Here is a 401-nt window from a genome sequence, read left to right as displayed (position 1 = left end):
ACCAAAGAGCGAGTGAGCAATCCACCGCATAAATTATCTTTAAAAACACAACTTCACGTTTTATGGCAAAATCAGCCGTTTAAAATCTTGTGTATGGCAGCGCTGGTATTATTAACCAGTATGGTATTGCGCACAACGTTGGCTATTTACTATGTAAAATATGTTCTTGGCAAAGAAGAATTAATCACCGAATTTGTAACCTTATGTATGATTGGTAATATTTTAGGCTGCGCTTGCGCACAACCTTTAAGTAAACGCCTTGATAAGAAAGCGGCTTATGTTTATCTGCAATATATTTGCGCCATATTGAGCTGCATTGCCTTTTTTGTTCCTAATGAACACGTTTTACTAGCGTTTTTAGTGTATTTTTTATGGTGTTTTTTCACTCAAATGGCAACGCC

Annotated in this window: 1 protein-coding gene; it reads left to right on the top strand. The window is 36.7% G+C overall.

What is annotated here, in order from left to right; genetic code table 11:
* Window positions 1-12 precede the first annotated feature (12 nt).
* Window positions 13-401: MFS transporter (locus CWB66_RS21840; RefSeq protein WP_252371838.1), on the top strand; the 389-nt coding region annotated here is incomplete at its 3' end.

This window comes from Pseudoalteromonas sp. S558 (assembly GCF_005886635.1).
In the GTDB taxonomy this organism is placed as follows: Bacteria; Pseudomonadota; Gammaproteobacteria; order Enterobacterales; family Alteromonadaceae; genus Pseudoalteromonas; species Pseudoalteromonas aliena.
The sequence above is the reverse complement of the archived record's forward strand: the minus strand, read 5'-3'. Positions and strand labels throughout refer to the sequence as shown.